Raw genomic sequence first — 17,771 nt, 5'->3', positions numbered from 1 at the left:
CCCGTGGCCCGCGCGCCGAAGATGGAAGCGCCCCGCGCCACGATAACTACGGTTGCGCCTCCGGCGAAGGCGGCCGCGACCAGCGCGCCCTCCGCTTCCATGTCCGTTCCCGAAATTACGCCGCCCCAGGGCGATGCGACGCAGCCGAACCGCAGGCCGCCTTATCCCGCCATGTCGCGCCGCCTCGGCGAGGAGGGCACGGTCGCCCTCCTCCTCCATGTGACGGCGTCAGGCGATGTCGATGAGGCGCGGATCGAGAAGTCGAGCGGCTATGCGCGGCTCGACAAGGCAGCGGCGAGCGAGGCGACGAAGTCCTGGCGCTTCACGCCCGCGATGAAGGGCGGATCGCCAATCGCGGTGTGGCACCGCTATCTGGTAACTTTCCGGCTGGATGAGGAATGAGAGGCGCCCGTCTCGCGTGCGCCGAAGCTGTGGTGAAGAGAAGCGGGGGAAGAGCGATGACGAGCGGAGCCTTGAAGCGCCGGATGAAAGCGGCATGCGCCCGAACGGGGCGCGCCATGGTGAAGGCGCAAGCGCTGCTCCTCATGGCCGCTTTGGCTTTCTTCATCATGGCGGGCAGCGGCGCTTCGGCCACGGATGAAGCACCGCCAGCCTTCGCCACATCGGCTCCTGCCGCGGCGATCGGCGAACCCGCCACCCCCTCGGCCGAAAATCCTTACGGACTTCGCTCCCTGTGGCAGCAGGGCGATCTCATCGCGCGGGTGACGCTTCTCATCCTCGCCATCATGTCGGCCGGAAGCTGGTACATTCTTTTCGTGAAGCTCGCCGAGCAGCGCGCCCTTTTCGCCGAGGCGCGCAAGGCCATGAAGCGCCTCGCGCAATCCGCCAACATGACAGAGACGTTGCAAGGTCTGCCTGAAGAGGGCGCCTTCCGTGCGGTTACGCAGGCGGGCATTGCCGCCGCGGAGCAGCACGCCCGCGGGCTCACCGCCGAGGTGAGCCTGATCGACTGGACCGCCTCCGCGCTCGGCCGCGCGGTCGATAGTGTGCAGGCGGAGCTTCAGAGCGGGCTCGCCTTTCTCGCAACCGTCGGTTCCACCGCGCCTTTCGTCGGCCTCTTCGGCACTGTATGGGGCATCTATCACGCACTGATCGCGATCGGCATTGCGGGGCAGGCGTCGATCGACAAGGTGGCGGGGCCCGTCGGCGAGGCGCTCATCATGACGGCGATCGGCCTTGCCGTGGCCGTGCCTGCGGTGCTTGCCTATAACTGGCTCATCCGCCGCAACAAGGCCGCGCTCGACGAACTGCGCCGCTTTGCGGCTGAAATCCAGACGCGCATTCTCATCGGGCATTGACGGGGAAGCGGGAGCGGAGGCCGGCTGATGGCTCTCGGGATCGGTTCTGACGGCGCGGACGAAGACGAACTCATGTCGGCGATCAACACGACGCCGCTCGTCGATGTCATGCTTGTGCTCCTCATCGTCTTTCTGATCGCAATTCCTGTCGCGATTGAAACCGTGCCGGTGAGGCTGCCCAGAGCGTCCAACGTCGCGACGCAGACAAAGCCGGAGAACGTCATTCTCGCCGTCGATCGCGACGGGAGCATCTTCTGGAACAGCGAGAAGATGGCCGACCGCGCCATGCTTCTGCGGCGGCTTGACGAAGTTGCGGCTCGAAAGCCGCAACCCGAGATTCATGTTCGCGGCGACAGGGACACGCGCTTCGAGTTCATGGGCCGCGTCATGGCGGCCTGCGCGCGCGCGGGCATCGGCAAGGTCGCCTTCATCACCGAGCCCGAAGCGGGCGCCGGAGAGGAGGCGCGCTGATGGCGATCCTGCCCCGCCGCGACGATGAAGACTTCATGGTCGAGATCAACACGACGCCGCTCATCGACGTCATGCTGGTTCTTCTCATCATGCTCATCATCACGATCCCCGTTCAGACCCATGCCGTGAGGCTCGATCTGCCCGAGCCGCAAGCCGCGGCATCGCCGGAAAGGCCGAAGGTGGTCGATCTCGTTATCGCGGCCGACGGTGCCGTGTCATGGAACGGTGCGGCCGTGCCAACAGAGAGCGCGCTCGACGATCTTCTTCGCGCGGCCTCGCGCCGGGAGCCTCAGCCCGAACTGCATATCAAGGCCGACCCGCTCGCGAGATACGAGCCTGTCGCGAAGGTGCTTGCCGCGGCGCAGAGGGTGGGCGTCGAGCGCCTCGGCTTCGTGGGCATCGAGCGCTATTCGGATTAAAGCCGACGCGATCTTGGTTATGCAGCATAAAAATGTAAATACAGATTCATGCGACACTATGCCGTTAAATATTCTTCTTCCTGTCAATCCGGCGGCGAATTACCGTGTTGGCCTCGACGGCAATAGCAGAAGGAGAACCTTCCATGTCCGTTCAGCTGGGCGACACCGCCCCCGATTTCGAGGCCGACACGACCGAAGGCCACATCAAATTTCACGACTGGATCGGCGACAAATGGGCAATCCTGTTTTCCCATCCGCGTGACTTCACGCCGGTCTGCACGACCGAGCTTGGCTATGTGGCGCGGCTGAAGCCGGAATTCGACAAGCGCAACGTGAAGGCGATCGGTCTTTCCATCGATCCGGTCGACTCGCACAAGAAGTGGTCGGAGGATATTCGCGAGACGCAGGGCTCCGCGCTCAACTTCCCCATCATCGCCGACCCCGACCGCAAGGTCGCCGGGCTCTATGGCATGATGCATCCGAAGCATGACGAGGTTTACACTGTCCGCACCGTCTTCGTGATCGATCCGGCAAAGAAGATCCGCCTGACCATCACCTATCCGCAGACGACGGGAAGGAATTTCGATGAAATCCTCCGCGTGATCGACAGCCTGCAGATGACGGACGGTTATGCGGTTGCGACGCCGGTGAACTGGAAACCGGGCGATGACGTCATCATCGTCAACTCGGTGACAGATGAAGCGGCCAAGACGAAATTTCCGAAAGGCTGGAAGGCGCTGAAGCCCTATCTCAGGCTGACGCCGGATCCGCGCCGCTGATCCCGCCTCATTGGCGATCGACAAGGGCCGGCCGCTCGCGCCGGCCCTTTTCGTTCCCCGTTCCGGCACGCTCCGCGTCATTATCGATTCAGCGAGCTGCGATAATGCTCTAGTCTGCCGCGAAAGGGACGAACCCGAGCGAAGAAACCGTTGGAGAGGGGCGATGCCGACACCCAAGGATGCCACAGAAGCCACCTGTCGCGCGCATGCGCATGTGCGCGCATCGCTGCCCGCTGACACGGGCGCCGATTTCGAAAATTCGAGGCGTGGTTTCATCGACACCATTCCCGATGCGAAGTCGCTCAACGAGGCGGGCTTTCCGGTGTGGGACATGGGGCAGTTCGCCTTCGAGGTGGAAGGAAGCGAAGCGCCCGATACCGTCAATCCGAGCCTTTGGCGACAGGCGCAGCTCAATTCGATCCACGGCCTTTTCAAGGTGACGGACGGCATCTATCAGGTCAGGAATTTCGATCTATCGAACATCACCTTCATCGAGGGCGAGAAGGGCATCATCGTCATCGACCCGCTGATCTCGTCCGAGACGGCGCGCTCGAGTCTCGATCTCTATCGCAAGCACAGGGGCGAGAGGCCCGTCACCGCCGTCATCTACACGCATTCCCATGTGGATCATTATGGCGGCGTGAAGGGCGTGCTCACCGACGATGACCTTGCGCGAGGAGATGTGCGCATCATCGCCCCGGAGGGCTTTCTCGAGCATGCGGTGAGCGAGAACGTGCTCGCGGGCAACGCGATGGGCCGCCGCGCGACCTATATGTATGGCGCGCTCCTGCCGCGCGGGCCGAAGGGGCATGTCGATGCGGGTCTCGGCAAGACCGTCTCTCTCGGTCAGGTGAGCCTCGTGCCGCCGAACGAGATCATCAAGCGCACAGGCGAGAAGCTCGTCGTCGATGGCGTCGAAATCGTCTTCCAGATGACGCCCGACACCGAAGCGCCGGCGGAAATGAATTTCTATTTTCCGGGCATGAAGGCGCTCTGCATGGCGGAGAACTGCTCCTGCCACCTGCACAACATCTACACGCCGCGCGGCGCGCAGGTGCGCGATGCGAAAAGCTGGAGCTACTACATCAACGAGGCGATCGAGCTTTTCGGCGGCGACACGGATGTGCTCTTCGCCAGCCATCACTGGCCGCGCTGGGGCCGAGGCGACGTCATCACCTATCTCGAAAAGCAACGCGACCTCTACAAATACATTCACGACCAGACGCTGCGCCTCGCCAATCACGGCCTGACGCCGCTCGAGATCGCCGAGGAAATCGCTCTGCCGCCCACGCTCGCGAGCGAGTGGTACACGCGCGACTATTACGGAACGCTGAGCCACAATGCCAAGGCCGTCTATCAGCGCTATCTCGGATGGTTCGATGGCAACCCGGCCCATCTCCGTCCCCTGCCGCCTGTCGAGGCGGCAAAGCGCTATGTCGAGTTCATGGGCGGCGCGGATGCGCTTCTCGGCAAGGCGCGGGCCTCTTACGACAAGGGCGACTATCGCTGGGTCGCGGAAGTCGTGAACCATCTCGTCTTCGCAGATCCCGCCAATGCCGAGGCGCGGCATCTGCAGGCCGACGCGCTGGAACAGCTTGGCTATCAGGCGGAATCGGGCCCCTGGCGTGGCTTCTATCTCACAGCCGCGATGGAGCTTCGCAATCCGCGTCCGCCCTCGCCGACGCCACGCCCGGGCGCAAGCGGGCAGGTGCGCGCGCTGCCCGCCGAACAGCTTCTCGACTCGCTTTCCGTCCGCCTCAACGGGCCGACGGCGGGGGCGAAGCGCTATACCTTCAATGTGAGTTTCACCGATACCGGCGAGACTTATCTGCTCTCGCTCGAAAATGCCGTCCTCCATCACGCCAGGGGCAAGAAAAGCGCGAAGCCCGATGCGAGCCTCACAATCACGAAGCCTGCTTTCGCCGAACTCGTGCTCCACGAAAAGAAGCTCGATGCGCTGATCGCGGCGAAGCTCGCAAGCGTCGATGGCGATGCGGCGGCGCTCGTCGATTTTGTCGAGTTGCTCGACATCTTCGACTTCTGGTTTGAAATCGTAATGCCGTAACGGAAAGACCGAACATGAAGAACGATGTGAACCGCCAGTTCCGCTTGAAGTCGCGTCCTTCAGGCAGGATCAAGACTTCGGATTTCGATCTCGTGCGCGAGCCGGTGCCCGAGCCGGGGGCGGGCGAGGCGCTGGTGCGGGTCGTCTATCTGAGCCTCGATCCGACGAACCGGATCTGGATGAGCGACATGGATCAGTACATGCCGCCGGTCGAGCTTGGCGAGGTCATGCGCGGCGGCGGCATCGGCGTCGTCGTGAAGTCGAATTCGCCGCGCTACAAGGCTGGCGATCATGTGTCGGGCCTCACCGGCTGGCAGGACTACTGCATCGCGGATGAAGGCGCGCGCGCCATGAGCGTTCTGCCGCAAGGCTTGCCTGTGCCGCTGACGGCGATGCTCGGCGCCTGCGGCATGACAGGCCTCACCGCCTATTTCGGCCTGCTCGAGCTTGGCAAGCCCAAGCCGGGCGAAACGGTCGTCGTCTCGGCGGCGGCGGGCGCGGTCGGTTCGGTCGTCGGCCAGATCGCGAAGATCAAGGGCTGCCGCGCGGTCGGCATTGCCGGCGGGCCGGAGAAGTGCCGCTTCATCACCGAGGAGCTGGGCTTCGATGCGGCGATCGACTACAAGCGGCCGGACTGGAAGGAACGGCTCGCCGAGGCGACGCCCAACGGCATCGATGTCAATTTCGAGAATGTCGGCGGCGAGATCATGGAAGCCGTCATGGCACGGATGAATCTCTTCAGCCGCATGCCGCTTTGCGGAATGATCTCTGGCTACAACACCGACCAGCCGATGCGCGCCGATTGCTCGCCGATCCTGATGCGGCGCATCACCGTTCGCGGCTTCATCGTCGTCGACTTCATGGAGAAATTCGCCGAAGGCGCGATGCAGCTCGCCCAATGGGTCGCCGAAGGCAAGATCCGGCATCGCGAAACCATTGTCGAAGGCCTGGAAGCGGCGCCCACCGCCGTCAACAAGCTTTTCGACGGCGAGAACATCGGCAAGCTCATCGTCAGGGTGGCCGACCCGGCAAGCCTTTGACGAGGCGGCGGCGTCACCTGATCAGAAGACCTGGCCGGTGACGTCGCGCCCCTCGGGCACGATATAGACGACCTTTCCGTTCGCATCCTTCACCGGCACGAGCGAGAGGTCGATCTTGTGCGTTTCGCCGCCCGTCCTGATCTCCGTCGTGTAGCGCACCGTCTCGCCGCGTGCGCAGGCGGCGATCGCCGCCTTGAGCCGCTGGCGGGCGAAGTCGTCGGTCGTGAACTCGCCGCCCGCCCATGGCAGATCCCAGAGCGCCAGCCCCTCGAGCCTTGCCGTGCCTTCCGTGAGCGCGCGGCCCGCGCGATTGATTTCGAGAACCGTGCCGTCGGGGCTGAGAAGGCCGATGGCCTCGAAGGCGTGATCGAAGATCGCGCGGAAGCGCCGCTCGCTTTCCCGCAGCCTTTCCTGTGCCCTCTTGCGCTCGGTGATGTCGCGCAGATGCGCCGTATAGGTGATGTTGCCGCCGACCGTGACCTTGGTGATCGTGGCTTCGAGGGGAAATTCCTCGCCGCTCTTGCGAAGCCCCGTGATTTCGCCGCGCTGGTTCATCAGCCGCGACGAGATCTTTCCAGCGCCGAAGGTTTCGACCTGCTCGGCGTGTCGCTGGCGAAAGCGCTCGGGCAGCAGCATTTCGAGGGGCTTGTCCAGAACCTCCTCGGCCTTGTAGCCGAATGTCTGCTCGGCCTTGAGGTTGAAGAAGGTGATCTTCTGTTCCGCATCGACGGAAACGATCGCGTCTTCGGCGATCATGAGGATGCGCGAAGCCTTGAGATGCGCTTCCTTGAAGGCGATCTGTTCCTGCCGCCGGGCGGTATTGTCGCGGAATGTGATGAGAAAGCGTCGCTCGCCGCCAATTTCGGTCTCGGCCACGCGCACATCGACGGGCATTTCATGGCCGGCCTTCGTCTTGCCGATGAGGTCGAGAAAGCGCGATTGCATATGGTCGGGCTCTGCCGCCCAGCGCGCGAGCCACTTCACGGGATCGGCGCGGCGGCCGGGCTGCTGCGGCACGAGCATGGTGATGGAGCGGCCGACGACCTCGTCCGCGCGATAGCCGAGAAGCTTCTCCGACGCCGGATTGAAATAGGTGATCTCGCCCTCGGGAGTGGCGATGATGATCGCCTCCGGCACATTCGCGACGATGGCGCGGAAGAATGCGCCGCCCCGCGTATCGTCCATGCTGGTATCGTTCATATCGGTCATGAGCCTTTCTGCCCGGCAGAAGGGAGTTCCCGCCCCGGCGCCCCACCGGGGCGGGAACCGTGCCGTCACTCGGCCGCGGCCGCCTCGCCGGTCGGGTGACCGCCTTCCATGGCGACGAGGACGCGGGGATCGTCGAAGACGGGAATGCCCGCTTCCTCATATTTCTTGAGCACGGTCGGCGTGAGCAGGCCGACACGCGCGATGGCCGGCATCATCAGATCCTTGAGCGCGTGAACCTGTCCGGGCGGGAGCGTCTGGGCGACGCCTTCGTCGGCCGCTTCCTGCAGGCCCTTGAAGAAATCGTTGGCGTCGATGCCGCTATTCTCCAGCACCTGCATGAAGCCGGGGTCGACGCGATTGGCGATCGTGCCCGCCGTCTGCGCCTGAACGAGAATGTTGACGGCGTTGAAGGCGAACTCCGCGAGGTCCTCCACATCGTCCTTGTGGAGGTTCTTGATCACTGGCCCGAGGAACACATGGCCGAAGGATACGTGCCGCGACTCGTCGCGCATCACGTTGAAGGTGAGCTGCTTCAGAAGCGGGCAGGTGGTCGAGCGGTACATGTTGTTGAAGGCGCCGAGCGCAAGCCCCTCGACGACCATGTTCATGCCGATCATCACCTTCTCGTAGCGATCCGACTGCAGCGTGGCGTCGATCAGCGCCTTGAGCCAGGGCGACATCGGATAGACCATGGCGATCTTGTCGCAATATTTGGAATAGACCTCGACGTGGCGGGCCTCGTCCATGGTTTGCGTCGCCGCATAGAGCTTCGCGCCAGCATCGGGCACCGAATGGGTGACGCAGGCCGCCGTCATCAGCGCGCCCTGCTCGCCATGCAGGAATTGCGAAAGGAGCTGCGCCGTCGAATGCGCGGTGAAGGTTTCCTGCTGCGACTTCGACAGCTTCTTGAAGAAGGACATCTTGTGATAGATGTCCTGCTCATTGTTGATGAGGGGCTTCGAGGGATCAACCGGCGTGTCCCAGGGCAGAAGATCGTCCGCGTCCCACTGGTTCTGCTTCGCGCGCTTGTAGAGATCGGCGACCTTCTCCTCGCCGAAGATGTAGTCGAAGTGCCAGGCGATATCCATGGGGTGGCGGTAGATGTCGTCCGGCGTCATCGTGACTTTCCAGTCGCCCTTCCGGACGACCTTCTCTGTCTTCGCGTTCATTGCCTTTCCTCCGCTGTGGGGCCGCTCGTTGACGCGCGGCCGGTGAAGCCTTCTCGGATGCGCGGAGCCTGGGCGTCCGCGCGGAGCGCAACTCAGTACTGGCGGGCAGGCGTGCGCACGACGAGGCCGTCGAGCGTGTCGTCCACCTTGATCTGGCAGGACAGGCGGCTGTTCTCTTTCACGTCGAAGGCGAAATCGAGCATGTCGCGTTCGAGTTCTTCCATGGGTGGAATTTTTCCGGCCCATTCGCCTTCGACATAGACATGGCATGTGGCGCAGGCACAGGCGCCGCCGCAATCGCCATCGATTCCCGGAATGGTGTAGCGCACGGCGCCTTCCATCACGGAAAGGCCGTTCGGTACATCGACCGAATGTTCGGTGCCGTCGAACTCGATATACTTGATCTTCGTCATGGGGCGCCGTCTTCCCGTCTCGTTCCTTGCCGCCTCTTTTTCGCGACCGTTCTGTCCGGTTGACCGGATCCCGGCGAGGCGGATACCCATGAAAAAACTGTATCTATTCCGGAGAGCCTGCCTCTGCGGCAAGGTGTCCAAAGCGGTTCGGCGGGGTGCGACAGATGGTCCGCGACATGCGCGGGCGCTGCTCGGATTGAATTTCATTCGCAGTCGGGTAGATGTCTCGCGCCCGCGCCGGTATCCTTTTTAATTCGTAAGCGGAGCAATCGGGGGCGGTCCCGCTTCCGGCCGCGAGGGCGGGGAAGCCATGGGGGCGGGGGAGGTTGCTGGCGCCGGGAGGGCTCCTCCGGGGAGCGGCCGGATGGCCCGAAAAGTGGTCGAAATGCAACTATACGGGCGCGGCGGGCATTCCTATATTGAAGGCAACAGGTTGCCAGGAAAGGGCGCTGACACATGACATATCGGGTAACGAGGCCCTTGATGGCCATCGGCGCGGCGGCGCTTCTGGCGGCTGCGATGGGCGCGGCGGCCATGGCGGCGGATGCCGGCGGGTCGAGCCAGGCCCCGGAAAATGCCGCACCGCAGCAGAGCGGCGATCAGAGCTATGAGATCCACGACGCGCCGGATTCGCCCCCCGTCAACTACCGCTCGAACGAGGACAAGCGCTACGCCACGCCGCAGCAGCACGATGCGGAGATGTATGCGGAACAGTATGAGCAGAAGCGCCGCGAGGAGGCGCTTCGGCAGAAGAAGCTGCTGGACAATATGAACCGGATTCAGCCCCGTGGCGGCCGGCTCGACGGCACCAGCGGTGGCCGCGACGAAACCTATCCGTCCCGTTCGCCCTTCTGAGGCCGAAGGTCGGCATGGATAGGCCGGGCGGCTTCGGCGCATGGAAAGGCGCTGAGGCCGTTCAGTAATCCCACTTCCAGTTGACGCCGACATCGCCGGAGGCGTCCTGCCCGATACGGGTGTCGACGCTGATCTGTGGCGTGATCTCGATCTCGACCTTGACCGAGGAATCGCTGGCGAGCGTGCCCTGCTCGACGCCGACATAGACCCCCTTCTGGATATATTTGCCTGCGGCGACGGTCGTCGCGCCCGACTGGGCCGTGCCGACCTGAAGCACGTCGAGGCCGAGCGATTTCTGGATCGCATCGAGCACGCCCACCCCGCCGAGCCCCCCTTTGCCCGAGAGCTGCGCGAGCGTGTTGGCAAGCTGCGCGGCTTCCATGGCTGTCAGCTCGCCCGCCCCCTTGTCGAAAAGAATTCGGGAGAGGATTTCGTCGCGCGGCAGATCGGGCGTCGAGGTAAACGCGATTTCCGGCGCCGAGCTTCGCCCGCTGACGGCGATTGTCGCAGTGAGGTCGCTGCGCGCATAGGCGAGGTTCACGTCGATGTCGGGATCGATGGGCGTGCGATCGAGAAAGCGCACGGCGCCCTTCTTGAGCGCGAAGCTCTTGCCCGCAAGGTCGAAGCTGCCGCGCAGGCTCGTGAGCGTGCCGCCGATGCGGGGATTGTCGGCGCGCCCGCTTATGGTGAGATCGCCCGTCCAGAGCGAGTCGAGATTGCGGCCGCTGACCCGCGCCGGGCTTCCGATCTTCACGCCGAGATCGAGCATGAGCGGTAGTGGCGACGATTTCTCGGCCGCTGCGCGCCGCGCGGGCGCGCCATTGATCTCGATGACGTCGATCTCGGCGACGCTGCCGGGCAGGCGGTCGGGAATGTGGATTTCCGCCTGTGTGGTCGTCAGCGCGCCATTGAGCGTGAGGGGCGTCTCTTCCGTTGGCGGAAAGGAGGGCCCCATGAGTTCGAGCTTGCCGTCGAACGAGATGTCGGCCTCCGCCGTCTGCACGAGCCGCGCCTTGGCGAATGTGGCGTTGATGGAGATGGCCGGGAAGGCGCTCCGGGCGAGGCGCACATCGCCCGCGGCTGAAACGCGGCCCTTGCCGCCGTCGCTCGCTTCCAGCGTGAAATGGAGGCTTTCGTCCTCGCGGCCTTCCAGATTGACCGAAAGGTTCCTGAGCATCGTGCCGCTGTCGAAATTCTCATAGACGCCATTGGCGATGGTGGCGCGGCCGCTGACGCGCGGCGCGGAAATGTCGCCGCCCGCGCTGAGCGCGATCTTCGCATTGCCGCTCAGTTGCTGGCCCTGCACATCGGCAAGCGCGACGAGCGAGGCGAGGGGGCCCTCCCAATCGAGGCTGGCCGAGACAGGGCCTTTCTGCGCGAGCATGGGCCATGCGCCTTCGGGATCGCGAATGAGCGGCAGCGACGCCTTGAGGTCGAAGGGCGATGTCGAAACACCTTCGGCACGCGCGGCAAGGTCGAGGCGCTCCTTCGCCCAGCTCCCGTCGAGGGTCGCGTTGAAGGCGGGCTGTTCGCGTTCGTCGGCACTTGCAAGCCGCACGCCCTCGAAGCGCAGACTCGCTGCGCCTGTGCCCTTGGCGCTGTCGAGGTCCACTTTCCCGGCCGCCGTGCCATGGGCGGCCTGCGAGAGGAAGAGCGGCGTCACCAGTTCGAGCGGCAGATGTTCCGTATCAAGATGAAGCCGAACGGCCCGCGCGCCGAGCACGAAATCGGCACGAGTGCGCCCCGCGCCGCCAGGGCCTTTCATGTCGAAGCTCGCGCCGCTGATCGAAAGTCCCTTGCTCACATCGAGTGTGGCGGGCTCGGCCAGTGCCATCGAGCTTTGGCCGATCGAGAAGGCGAGCGCGGAGACAGTGAGCCGGTCCCTGGCTGACGCGTAAAGCGCCGCCGCTTCGAGCGACACGGCTTCCGATTTGAAGCTCTCCCGCGTACCGGAAACATTGGCCGTGAGTGCGAGCGCCGAGAGCGGCCCCTGAGCCGTCGCGCCGAAGGAGGCGATCCGCGTCACCCCTGCCTGTCCCGATGCGGCCGAAAGCTTGCCGTTAATCTCCGCCTTGCCGCCTATGTCGTTCGCCGTCGCATTCAGGCTGACGCGATCAAGCGTCAGCATGTCTTCCTCGATCGTCATTCGCGGCGTATCGAGGCTGAACGCAATATTCTGCCGTCCCCCGCTCGCCTCCGCTTCGAGCGCCAGCGTGCCCGTGCCTCCGAGGTCGATGCCCGCGAAGCGGGAAAGTGCCGCCAGAGGTGCGTTCTCACCCTTGAGCTTGCCGGTGACGAGCCCGTCCGCAGTCATGGCGACATCGCCCGCGAGCGGAACCCCGAAGAGATCGCCCCTGAGCGCGTCGAGCCGCGCTCCGCCCTCGGCAGGAAGTGCGAGCGTTGCGTCGAGCGCCGCCTTGCCGTCCGCGCCGTCGAGGCGAAAGGCGAGCGGTCCCGAACCGGCGATAGTCGCCGTCGCGTCGAGCGTGGCGAGCCTCGCATCGAAGCCCGCAATGCTGCCCTTCGACAATTCGGCCTTGAGGGCGAGTGAGGGCGCGACCAGCGTTCCGCCTATCGTCGCATCGGCCGTGAGCGCGCCGGAAATCTCGTCGCCGCCGGGAAGCTTCGTGGCGTCGCCGGTTTCAAAATGCGCCTCGCCTGAAAGCAGATCGGTCGGCCCGCTGGCGAGATTGCCCCGGAGGTGGAAATGGCCGGAGGCCGGTGTGACCGTGAAGGAGGGGAGGGCGAACCCGCCATCCTTCGGCAGAATGATCGAACCATCGGCGCTGAGCGCGTTGCCCGCCAGCCGGTTGAGCGCCTCGTCGGCGAAGTCGAGCGAGCGCCCCTCCATGGTGAAGTCGCCAGCGAATTCGCCTGCGGGATCGAGCGCGAAGGGAGAGAGCGTGATCTTCGCTTCGCCTGCGAGCTTCTGCCCGGCAAGCGCGCCGAGGGGGGCGAGATCGGAGATTGCCGCCTCGGCCTTGCCTTTGGCGGTGCTGCCATCGAGCGCGGCCTCGCCGGAGAGGCGGATCTCGCCCGCCGGCGTGCTTATCGCGGCTTCGGCGATGCGGGCGATGTTGGCGCGCATGTCGAGCTTCGCGCCGATGCGCCATGCGAGAGGGGTAAGCGCGGCATTGCCCGGCGCATCGAGAAGCCGGTCGAGACCGGCGAGCGTGCCTTGCGCTTTGAGGTCATGCGGCACGGCGGATGAGGCGTTCGCAATGGCTGCCGATCCTTCGAGCCGAAGCTCGCCTGCGGCAAGGGCGATATTGTCGAGCTTCAGCGTGTCATCGCGGCCCCAGCCGATCTTCGAGGCGGCTTCGATGACGCGCGGCCGTCCGAGATCGGCGAGAAGCCGCGCCGCCATGTCGCCCTCCGCCCTGGCGCTCGCGTCGATATCGAGGGCGCTGTCCCAGCGGCCTTCGGCGCGCGCCTCGATGGCAATGACCTTGCCGCCGTCAATCCGCGCGTGCCCCGCGACATGGCCGTTCTCGTTCCGCGCGGCGGCATCGATGCTCAGGCGCTCGACGCCTTCGAGTTTCGCGAGCGTTGCGACGAGGCCGGGCTTTCCCGCCGCGCCGTCCTCGCCCTGCACACGAAGATCGAGCCCGCTGTTGCGCCGGTCGAAGAACACCCGCGCGTCGATCCTTCCGGGCGTGCGGTCCGTTCTCGCGGCGGCTAGCGAAAGATCGATCTGGCTCGGCGCGAGGAGGAACCGCGCCTCGGCTTCGAGCGTTGCGAGCGTCCCTTGCGCCTGCGGGTCGGCGAGCGCCTTGCCGAGAGAGAGGTTCTCGAACTTCGCCTCGTCGATCTCGATGGCGATGGGAAGCACCGGCAGGCTGAAGCCGCTCGTCTCGCCCGCGGGCGCCGGTTCCGTGCTCCGGGGCGCGCGCGAAATATCGAGCCCGCTGACGGCAAGCCGCTCGATGCTGAATTTGCCCGCAAGGAGCGCCGACGGCCGCCAGCGAAGCTCCGCGCTGCCGAGCGAAAGCCACTGCCCCTCGGCGTCGCTCACCGTGAGCCGCTTCACGACGAGCGTGGTCGGCCAGCGGCCTTCCATGTCGCCGATCGAGATTGTGGTGCCGCCGCGATTGATCTCCGCCAGTGCGCGTTCGAGCGCGGCGTGGCGGAGCGGCGCGATGTTGAGCGCGGAAAGAACGAGCGCCACGAGAATGAGCGCCAGCGCGCCCGTGCCGAAGAAGACGGCGCCCGCGGCGCGCGCAATGCCGGTCGTCTCGCGGAGATCGGGTGATGTGCGCTCCACCATCAGAAAGCCTGCCCGAGCGAGAAATAGACCTGAAAGGCGTCGTCGATGCCGTGCCGCCGGTTCAGCGGCACGCCGACATCGGCCCGGATGGGGCCGATCGGCGTGTAATAGCGCAGGCCCAGTCCAGCGCCCCATTGAAGCTGCTGGTTGAACTTCGGCGTCAGCGTCGAATAGGCATTGCCGCCATCGAGAAAGGCGACGATGCCGATATCGCGGGTGATGCGATAGCGCGCCTCGGTGCTCGCCTCGAAAACGGACCTTGCGCCGAGCGGCTTGTTGTTGGCGTCGAGCGGGCCGACGAGCTGGTAGGCATAGCCGCGGATGGAGCCGCCGCCGCCTGCATAGAAGCGCACCGATCCCGGCACGTCGAGCGTCTTCTGCGCCAGCATGGTGCCGTAGCGCCCACGGACTGCGAGCGTGAGATCGGGCCGCGTGCCGAAGCTCCAATAGGCCGTGCCCGTCGTCTCGATCTTGGTGAAGGTGACGGGCGTGCCGCTCCGCCCGGCATAGGGCGTCAGCGCAAGGGTGAGGCGCGTTCCCTCGGTCGGGTCGAGAAGATTGTTGCTGCCGTCATATCGCATGGTGAGCGGAAGGCCGAATAGTTCGTAGGCGTGGTAGCCGGTACTGTCGTCGGTGCGTTCGATCTCGAAGGAGACGCCCGCGCTCGCATCGAGATTGGGGCGCAGTTTGCGCGCAAGGCCGATGGCGGCTTTCACCCTGTTCTCGCGATAGGCGTCGGTGTCCTCATGCGCGATCTCGAAATCGGCGAGAAGGTTCTGATCGTCGCGCAGGAAATGCGGCTTGTTGAAATGCGCGCCTGCAAGCTGCTCGATCTCGGCGATGTTGAGATCGAGATGCAGCTTCTCGCCCGCGCCGAGGACGTTCCGGTGCTCCCAGAAACTGCGCACGCCCGGCCCCTCATTCGACGACCAGGTCGCGCCGACACCGACCGAGCGGTGGGCGCGCTCGCTGAGCGTGAGCTTCTGGGGCACGGTGTCACCTTCCGCTTCCTCGGATTCGAGCGAAACCTGATCGAAAAGGCCGGTCTTGCGCAGCGCCGCGACCGTCTCGTCGGCCTTGCCGCGATCGTAGGCGTCGCCGGGTTTGAATTTGGCGAGCGAGCGGACATAGTCCGGCTTCGTCCGGCCCTTGTTCTCGATCTCGATTTCGCCGAAGCGGCGCGGCTCCCCCGCCTCGATGGCGAGCGTGACGTCTGCCTCGTTCGCGGCAAGATCGACCACGACCTTGCGTTCCGCGAGTTTCGGGCGCGGATGGCCGCGATTTTCCAGATGCGTCAGCGCCGCATTGGTGAGGTCGATCACACGCTGCGCGCGCGCGGCTCTGCCGGGTTTCAGCCCGAGCGCCGCTCCGTCATGCGGCAGCAAAGCCTCGTCCGACGGGTGATCGGGATAGGTGATGACGAAGCTGCGGATCATGGTGCGCGGGCCCAGCGCGACGCGATAGACGACATCGAAGCGCCCGCCGGCTGCTTCCTGAATCACGGGCTCGGCGGTGCCGTTGTAATAGCCCTCGGATCGCAGAACCTGGATCATGCGATCGGCATCGTCCGTTGCCCGCCGCCGCAGCTGGCCGAGCGTCGGCGGTGGCGGCGCCTTCCCCTTGCCGAGCGTGACGGCATCTTCGAGAAGCGTGCGCAGCTCGTCCGGAATTTTCCTGCCTTCGATCCGCGTCGTGAATTCGAGCTGGCCGGAAGGCTTCTCCGCCTGCCCCTTTGCAGCCACGGGTTGCGAACCGGCATGCGAAGGCACTGCGGCAACGCCGAGCGCGGCGAGGAGGGCGAGACTCAGCGGCGCGGCGGCGCCCCGCAAGGGCGCAAAAGGCGATGCGTCCACCCGCGCATCGGACGTGCTCGCGATGCGCTGGAAGCGCGCTGCGGCCTCCACGAGCGGATGACGTTGTGCACGGGAAAAACCCGGTTGGAACAGCCGGGAAAAGTTCGTACGAAGCATAAGGAGATCATAAGGTGCTTCGGGGATATGCCGAAGCTATCTTGACCGGTTTAATGGCGTTCATTAGGTTCGTTGCATGACGACAAAGGACAATGTGGCCACCCGGCGCGGCGATACGCGAACGCGCCTCATCGTCGCTGCCGAGAAGCTCTTCGGCGAGCGCGGCATCCACGGCGTGACCCTGAAGGAGATCAACGCCGCGGCCGGGCAGCGGAACGAATCCGCGCTTCACTATCATTTCGGATCGAAGCGCGCGCTGGTCGAGGCCATCATGCGTCACCGCGTGGCGGACGTCGATCTGCGCCGGCAGGAGATGCTCGACGAACTCGTGAAGGCGGGGCAGGAGGCCGATCTGCGCGCCCTGTTGCGCGCGACCTTCATGCCGCTGCTCGAGCTGCTCGGCAGCGCGGAGGGCGTGCGCTTCATCCGCTTCATGGCCGAAATCCTTCATTCGTCCGATTTCGACTTGCCGACCGTCGCACTTCGCAGCGAGTTTCCGGGAATTACGCGCGCGAACGCGCTCATCGTCGCCGCCCTCGGCGATCTCGCGCCGGAGATCGCTATCCAGCGTCAGCGCTTCATGGTCGAAATGGCGCTGAGTTCGCTTGCCATCTGGACGCGGCATCACGATGCGGCCCATGAGGTGGCGGCGCGCGACCTCTTCATCGCCAATCTCTTCGATTCGATCGTCGGCTTCCTGACCGCCCCCGTCTCGCCCGAAACGCTCGATGCCTTGAAGCGCATGGCGAACACGCCGCGCAAGCGCGAACGGAAATAGCCGGCGGGCTCAGGGCCCCGGTGCCGCGAGCACCGTCCTGAAGCCCAGATGGCTCGTCGCCAGATCCGCCTCCTGGCCCTGGCGTGAACCGCTGCGGTAGCGCATGCAGTAATTGGGCGCGCAGAGATAGGAGCCGCCCTTGATGACGCGGCGGCTTGTGTCGGCTTTTTCGCTCGCATGATTCTCGCGGTAGGGGTCCGACGTCCACTCCCAGACATTGCCGATCATGTCGTAGAGCCCATAGGCATTGGGCTCGAAACATCCGGCGGGCGCAAGGCCGACAAAGCCGTCATCGCCCGTGTTGATGATCGGGAAAAGCCCCTGCCAGGTATTGGCCTGTCTCGGCTGCTCGTGATCGGGCGTGCCCGTCCTGCCGCCGCGCGCCGCCCATTCCCATTGCGCCTCGCTCGGGATGCTGCGGCCCTTCCAGCGCGCATAGGCTTCGATGTCTTCATAGGCGAGCGCGACGACGGGGAAGTTTTCGTAAGCCTCGATGGAGCTGCCGGGCCCCGCCGGATGGCGCCAGTTCGCGCCCGGAACATATCGCCACCACTGGCTGATATCGCCTTTGCCGTCTATGTCGTTCGGCATGATGAAGACGACCGCGCCCGGCTCGCGCATTTCCGGTGGCAGGCCGGGATGCTTCGCCGGATCGACCGGCCGCTCGGCAGCCGTGACATAGCCCGTCGCCGCGACGAAGGCTGCGAACTCGCCATTGGTGACTTCGTGGCGGTCCATCCAGAAGCCGGAAACCTCCGCATGGCGCGCTGGCCCCTCCTCGGGATAGACATTGTCGCCCATCTCGAAACTTCCGCCCGGCACCCAGACCATGCCGGGATGGGGGCCGGCACGATCCGTGGACGGATCGAGACAGGCGCGCGGGGCGGCTTCGGCGAGCCGCGCCGCTTCCCTGCCGCCCACGCTCCATATCGCGGTGAGAGCGGCGGCGGCCGCGACCGCCGCCACCGCGGCGATGATGAGGCGACGCCGCGTCATTCGAGACTTGTCCCCATTGCA

At 65.0% G+C, this 17,771-nt stretch carries 15 protein-coding genes; 9 read left to right on the top strand and 6 right to left on the bottom strand.

The genetic code is table 11. The features are described 5' to 3' along the window. The 7 genes from PKA57_RS10615 to PKA57_RS10585 form a co-directional block, all read left to right on the top strand. On the top strand, window positions 1–402 hold a 402-nt coding region (locus tag PKA57_RS10615; RefSeq protein ID WP_324300339.1), incomplete at its 5' end, for an energy transducer TonB. Window positions 403–518: 116 nt separating this feature from the next. Beyond that, a complete protein-coding gene (locus PKA57_RS10610) occupies window positions 519–1,319 on the top strand; it encodes a MotA/TolQ/ExbB proton channel family protein (RefSeq protein ID WP_324300336.1) in 801 nt (266 codons plus the stop codon). A gap of 27 nt (window positions 1,320–1,346) precedes the next feature. Further along, window positions 1,347–1,790: a biopolymer transporter ExbD gene (locus tag PKA57_RS10605; RefSeq protein WP_324300334.1), complete on the top strand. Its 444-nt coding sequence runs from the start codon at window positions 1,347–1,349 to the stop codon at window positions 1,788–1,790. After that, window positions 1,790–2,209 (top strand): biopolymer transporter ExbD, encoded by a 420-nt coding sequence (locus PKA57_RS10600; RefSeq protein WP_324300332.1) that lies wholly within the window; start codon window positions 1,790–1,792, stop codon window positions 2,207–2,209. Before PKA57_RS10605 ends, PKA57_RS10600 begins: the two co-directional genes overlap by 1 nt. A 143-nt stretch (window positions 2,210–2,352) precedes the next feature. Further along, on the top strand, window positions 2,353–2,988 hold the full coding sequence (locus PKA57_RS10595; RefSeq protein ID WP_324300330.1) for a peroxiredoxin: 636 nt from the start codon (window positions 2,353–2,355) through the stop codon (window positions 2,986–2,988). A 163-nt stretch (window positions 2,989–3,151) separates the two neighbouring features. Then, complete coding sequence (locus PKA57_RS10590) at window positions 3,152–5,053, top strand: alkyl sulfatase dimerization domain-containing protein (protein WP_324300328.1); 1,902 nt, start codon at window positions 3,152–3,154, stop codon at window positions 5,051–5,053. A gap of 14 nt (window positions 5,054–5,067) precedes the next feature. Then, window positions 5,068–6,093: an NADP-dependent oxidoreductase gene (locus tag PKA57_RS10585; RefSeq protein ID WP_324300326.1), complete on the top strand. Its 1,026-nt coding sequence runs from the start codon at window positions 5,068–5,070 to the stop codon at window positions 6,091–6,093. Window positions 6,094–6,114: 21 nt separating this feature from the next. On the opposite strand, the gene PKA57_RS10580 is transcribed toward PKA57_RS10585, so the two are convergent. The 3 genes from PKA57_RS10580 to PKA57_RS10570 all read right to left on the bottom strand — a co-directional run bounded on the left by PKA57_RS10580 (window position 6,115) and on the right by PKA57_RS10570 (window position 8,884). Further along, window positions 6,115–7,302: a PAS domain S-box protein gene (locus tag PKA57_RS10580; protein WP_324300324.1), complete on the bottom strand. Its 1,188-nt coding sequence runs from the start codon at window positions 7,300–7,302 to the stop codon at window positions 6,115–6,117. A gap of 65 nt (window positions 7,303–7,367) precedes the next feature. Further along, the gene (locus PKA57_RS10575; RefSeq protein ID WP_324300322.1) at window positions 7,368–8,471 is read right to left on the bottom strand and encodes a ferritin-like domain-containing protein; all 1,104 of its coding nucleotides are present in this window, start codon (window positions 8,469–8,471) and stop codon (window positions 7,368–7,370) included. Window positions 8,472–8,563: 92 nt separating this feature from the next. Further along, window positions 8,564–8,884: a 2Fe-2S iron-sulfur cluster-binding protein gene (locus PKA57_RS10570; protein ID WP_324300320.1), complete on the bottom strand. Its 321-nt coding sequence runs from the start codon at window positions 8,882–8,884 to the stop codon at window positions 8,564–8,566. Between the two features lie 483 nt (window positions 8,885–9,367). Here PKA57_RS10570 and PKA57_RS10565 point away from each other — a divergent pair, with 483 nt between their 5' ends. Beyond that, a complete protein-coding gene (locus PKA57_RS10565; protein WP_324300318.1) occupies window positions 9,368–9,739 on the top strand; it encodes a hypothetical protein in 372 nt (123 codons plus the stop codon). A 61-nt stretch (window positions 9,740–9,800) separates the two neighbouring features. On the opposite strand, the gene PKA57_RS10560 is transcribed toward PKA57_RS10565, so the two are convergent. Together PKA57_RS10560 and PKA57_RS10555 are read right to left on the bottom strand one after the other, a co-directional pair. Then, window positions 9,801–14,006 (bottom strand): translocation/assembly module TamB domain-containing protein, encoded by a 4,206-nt coding sequence (locus PKA57_RS10560; RefSeq protein WP_324300316.1) that lies wholly within the window; start codon window positions 14,004–14,006, stop codon window positions 9,801–9,803. Continuing rightward, window positions 14,006–15,910 (bottom strand): autotransporter assembly complex family protein, encoded by a 1,905-nt coding sequence (locus tag PKA57_RS10555; RefSeq protein ID WP_324300314.1) that lies wholly within the window; start codon window positions 15,908–15,910, stop codon window positions 14,006–14,008. Before PKA57_RS10555 ends, PKA57_RS10560 begins: the two co-directional genes overlap by 1 nt. A 142-nt stretch (window positions 15,911–16,052) precedes the next feature. Between PKA57_RS10555 and PKA57_RS10550 the strand changes: the two genes are divergently transcribed. Next, window positions 16,053–16,754: a helix-turn-helix domain-containing protein gene (locus PKA57_RS10550; RefSeq protein WP_324300312.1), complete on the top strand. Its 702-nt coding sequence runs from the start codon at window positions 16,053–16,055 to the stop codon at window positions 16,752–16,754. A 9-nt stretch (window positions 16,755–16,763) separates the two neighbouring features. Here the strand turns inward: PKA57_RS10550 and PKA57_RS10545 are convergent, their stop codons facing one another. Beyond that, entirely contained in the window at window positions 16,764–17,750 is a 987-nt protein-coding gene (locus PKA57_RS10545; protein ID WP_324300310.1) for a formylglycine-generating enzyme family protein, read from the bottom strand. Window positions 17,751–17,771 lie beyond the last annotated feature (21 nt).

This window comes from Parvibaculum sp. (genome assembly GCF_035325945.1).
Taxonomy (GTDB): domain Bacteria; phylum Pseudomonadota; class Alphaproteobacteria; order Parvibaculales; family Parvibaculaceae; genus Parvibaculum.
The sequence above is the reverse complement of the archived record's forward strand: the minus strand, read 5'-3'. Positions and strand labels throughout refer to the sequence as shown.